We start from the raw sequence: 4,026 nt of genomic DNA on the forward strand, positions 1-4,026 counted from the left end.
GGCATGGATCCTAGGGTCTGCGCCGCGTCGCTTCGCTCCTTGCTCCGCCCCAGGATGACGAAACGAGAAGCACTGCAAGATAGTCGCCAACGCATGCGATCAGTTACTCCTTCGGCTCGGGCTCGACCGAAGGCTTCGCCTCGTCAGCAGGCTTGTAGAGATAAAAAAACTGCCAGACGGCGTAGCCGGCGAAGCCGAGCGCGATCATGCCCCAGAACGGCGTGCTGGTGGCGAACTCGATGATCGACCAGATGACGCAGACCGCGACGATGGCGACACGCCGCCACAAAGGTCGGAAGAAGGGGTGTTCGGAATCTTTCATAGGGCCAATCTACAGCAATCGGTCTCGCCGGGAACCCGTCGCACCAGCCATTGGGAAACTAGACATTTGGAAAGCCTTGCGTCTCGACCGTATAGCCGGCGGCGGTCATGACGCGCATCAATTCCTTGTAGCCAACCTGTGCCATCCTGAGTGGCGGGTTCTTCTTCGGGTCCTGCTCGGCCTCGACCACGAACCAGCCCTCATAGCCATGGTCGGCGAAGCGCTGCACGATGGCGCCGAAATCGAGCGAGCCGTCGCCCGGCACGGTGAAGGCGCCCAGCGCCACCGCGTCGAGGAAGGATTGTTTGGTGCGATCGAGCTTTTCGATCACGCCCATGCGAACGTCCTTCACATGCACATGGCTGATGCGGGTATGATGGTTGTCGATGGCACGCAGCACGTCTCCGCCGGCGAATGCCAGATGTCCGGCATCGAGCAGCAGCGGAATGCCGGCTCCGGAATAGCGCATGAAGGCATCGAGTTCCGGCTCGGTCTCGACCACCGCCGCCATGTGGTGATGATAGGACAGCGGCATACCCTGTTCGGCGCACCATTCGCCAAACGCGGTCAGGCGTTTCGCGTAAGCCTTCATCTCGTCATCCGACAGCTTCGGCTTGGTCGCCAGCGGCTTCGAGCGGTCGCCCTGGATCGAGCGGCCGACTTCGCCATAAACGATGCAAGGCGCATTCACCGCCTTGAACAGGTCGATCATCGGCTGGATGCGATCCTTGTTGTCGGCCATCTCCCCATCGACCAGCGTGCCGGAGAACCAGCCACCGCATAGCGTGACGTCGGACGCCTTCAGGATCGGCAGCATGATTTCGGGATCATTGGGAAAACGCCGGCCCATCTCCATGCCGGTGAAGCCGGCCGAGCGCGACTGGCGCAGGCATTCTTCCAGCGACACGTCATCGCTGAGTTCCGCAAGATCGTCGTTCCACCACGCAATGGGGGACATGCCCAGTTTGGCTTTCAAGTCGTCACTCCGGTTTAGAACAGTTATCCTTTGGTTGCCGCCGCCCCTCATCCGCCTGCCGGCACCTTCTCCCCGTATAGGGACGGGGACAAGGGGTCTAGCCGCGACCTCGGCGTCTTTCTTGCGACGGCGGTGATTGGCGAAACCGGTGGTGACAGCGTCCCTCTCCCCGTCCCTATACGGGGAGAGGATGCCGGCAGGCAGGTGAGGGGCAGCGCCGACCTCAATCACCCACACTCTGCATCTTCCGCTTTTCGTCATACGCCTTGCGCGCCGCGTTGACCTGCGGCCGTACAGACACTTCCGGCACCGCCACGTCCCACCAATGGCCGCCGGCATCCGTGGAAACCAGCGGGTCGGTGTCGATGACGAGCACCGTTGTGCGCGTATTCTTCCTGGCTTGTGCCAGCGCGTTTTCCAGCCCGGCGATCGACGGCACTTTCTCGGCGATCGCCCCCATGCTCGCCGCATGCGCGGCAAAGTCGATGTCGGGCAGAACCTCGTGGCGCGAGTCCTTCAGCAGATTGTTGAAGTTGGCGCCGCCGGTCGCCATCTGCAGCCGGTTGATGCAGCCATAGCCTCTGTTGTCGAGCAGCACGATAGTGAGCTTGAGGCCGAGCATCACCGAGGTGGCGATTTCGGAGTTCATCATCAGGTAGGAGCCGTCGCCGATCATGACGACGATCCCCTCGCCGGGCTTCGCCATCTTGGCTCCGAGCCCGCCGGCAATCTCGTAGCCCATGGTCGAGAAGCCATATTCGCCATGATACGATCCGGGCGCGCCCGCCTGCCAAAGTTTGTGCAATTCGCCCGGCAACCCGCCGGAGGCATTCAGCAGCGTCACACCGGAGCCCATGGCGCGCTGCACGGCGCCGATCACCTGCGCGTCGGACGGGTAGGCGGCATTGGTCGACGCCGTCACCTTGGCCGCCTCGGCCTGCCAGGCCTTCTTGCCGGAGGACGCATTGTCGGTCCAGCTTGCCGGCGCCTTCCAGCCCTTCAGCGCAGCACTGAGTTCGGCCAGGCCCTCGGCCGCATCGGCGACCAGTGGCAGGGCGCGGTGCTTGCCGGCGTCGAAGGGCTGCACGTTGAGCCCGATGATGGTCTTGCCCGAATTCTTGAACAGCGCCCACGAACCGGTGGTGAAGTCCTGCAGACGCGTGCCGATGGCCAGCACGACATCGGCTTCCTCAGCCAACCGGTTGGCGGCAGAAGTTCCGGTGACGCCGACCGCCGCCATGTTGAGCGGATGGTCGTCCGGCAACGAGGATTTGCCGCCTTGCGTCTCGCAGACCGGGATGCCGGCGCTCTCGGCGAATTTCGCCAGTTCGTCCGACGCCTGCGAATAGAGGACGCCGCCGCCGGCGATCACCAGCGGCTTTTTTGCGCCCTTCAGCGCCGCTACCGCGGCGGCAAGCTCATGGCGATCCGGGCGCGGCCGGCGCTGGTGCCAGACCCTCTCGGCAAAGAAACTCTCGGGGTAGTCGTAGGCCTCGGCCTGCACGTCCTGGCACAGAGACAGCGTCACCGGGCCGCATTCGGCCGGATCGGTCAGCACGGCCATGGCGCGGCTGAGCGCAGGAATGATCTGCTCCGGCCGGGTGATGCGGTCGAAATAGCGTGAAACCGGACGGAAGCAGTCATTGACCGTAGCCGTGCCGTCGGAGAAATCCTCGGCCTGCTGCAGCACCGGATCTGGGATGCGGTTGGCGAAGACGTCGCCCGGCAAAAACAGGACGGGCAACCTGTTTACATGGGCGAGCGCCGCCGCCGTCACCATGTTGAGCGCGCCGGGGCCGATCGAAGAGGTCGCGGCCATGAAGCGGCGGCGGAAATTGGCCTTGGCGTAGGCGATCGCCGCATGCGCCATCGCCTGTTCATTGTGGGCGCGGAAGGTCGGCAGCTCGTCGCGCAGCTGATAAAGCGCCTCGCCGATGCCGGCGACATTGCCGTGGCCGAAGATCGCCCAGACGCCGCCGAAGATCGGGACTTTGCTCCCGTCGATCTCGGTCATCTGGCGTGACAGGAAGCGGGTCAGCGCCTGCGCCATTGTCAGGCGGATTGTCTTGCTCATGGTGTTTTCCTCCGCAGTCCTATTCCGCGCCTTCTTATGCCGCCTTGCGGCCGCGCTCGGCAAGCCACGCATCCGTCAACTGTTCGAAGCGCTGCGCCATGTCGGCGATCGCCTCGTTATCCGACATCTTGCCGGCCAGCCATTGTTCGGCCGCATGGACGAAGATGGTGCGGCCGACGGCAAAGCCCTTGACGATGGGCGCCTTGGCGGTGGCGGCGAACGCCGCTTCCAGCTCGTCCTGCGGCGCTTCCAGGCCCAGCAGCACGACGCCGCGGCACCACGGGTCGTGCTTCAGGATGACGGCCTCGATCTTCGCCCAGGCGCCGCTCGACGCCTGCGGCTCGAGCTTCCACCAGTCCGGCTTGATGCCGAGCGCATAGAGTTCCTCCAACGCGCGCGGGATCGTCGTGTCGTCGAGCTTGCCATGTTTGCCGGCAATGATCTCGATGAGAAGTTCCCTGCCGACCTTCCGCGCGCCTTCGAACAGGGCGCGCAACTTCTGCTGCTGTTCTTCCTTCAGCGCCGCCGGATCGTCGGGGTGATAGAAACACAGGCATTTGATGCAATGGTCGACCGGCCATTCGACAAGCTGCGAGCCGATGTCCTGCGAGAATTCGAAGCGCAGCGGCCGCGAACCCGGCAACTCTACCGGCC

The 4,026-nt window shown here is 64.0% G+C and carries 4 protein-coding genes; all 4 read right to left on the bottom strand.

Annotation, left to right across the window (positions count from 1 at the left end; translation table 11 throughout):
• Positions 1 to 103: 103 nt before the first annotated feature.
• Positions 104 to 322, bottom strand: coding sequence for a DUF3329 domain-containing protein (locus tag EN984_RS25215; RefSeq protein WP_127269081.1), 219 nt, complete (start codon positions 320 to 322; stop codon positions 104 to 106).
• Between the two features lie 58 nt (positions 323 to 380).
• Positions 381 to 1,298 (bottom strand): myo-inosose-2 dehydratase, encoded by a 918-nt coding sequence (gene iolE, locus EN984_RS25220; protein WP_127269082.1) that lies wholly within the window; start codon positions 1,296 to 1,298, stop codon positions 381 to 383.
• Positions 1,299 to 1,521: 223 nt separating this feature from the next.
• Positions 1,522 to 3,372 (bottom strand): 3D-(3,5/4)-trihydroxycyclohexane-1,2-dione acylhydrolase (decyclizing), encoded by a 1,851-nt coding sequence (gene iolD / locus EN984_RS25225; RefSeq protein ID WP_127271234.1) that lies wholly within the window; start codon positions 3,370 to 3,372, stop codon positions 1,522 to 1,524.
• Positions 3,373 to 3,406: 34 nt separating this feature from the next.
• Positions 3,407 to 4,026, bottom strand: a 620-nt coding sequence (locus EN984_RS25230) for a DUF2090 domain-containing protein (protein WP_127384024.1), incomplete at its 5' end; no start/stop codon positions are given.

This window comes from Mesorhizobium sp. M7A.F.Ca.CA.004.12.1.1, from assembly GCF_003997835.1.
GTDB lineage: Bacteria > Pseudomonadota > Alphaproteobacteria > Rhizobiales > Rhizobiaceae > Mesorhizobium.

Excerpts from the sequence above, each read along its gene's own strand:
- EN984_RS25215 (WP_127269081.1), bottom strand. The coding sequence starts at position 322 with ATGAAAGATTCCGAACACCCCTTCTTCCGACCTTTGTGGCGGCGTGTC.
- iolD (WP_127271234.1), bottom strand. The coding sequence starts at position 3,372 with ATGAGCAAGACAATCCGCCTGACAATGGCGCAGGCGCTGACCCGCTTC.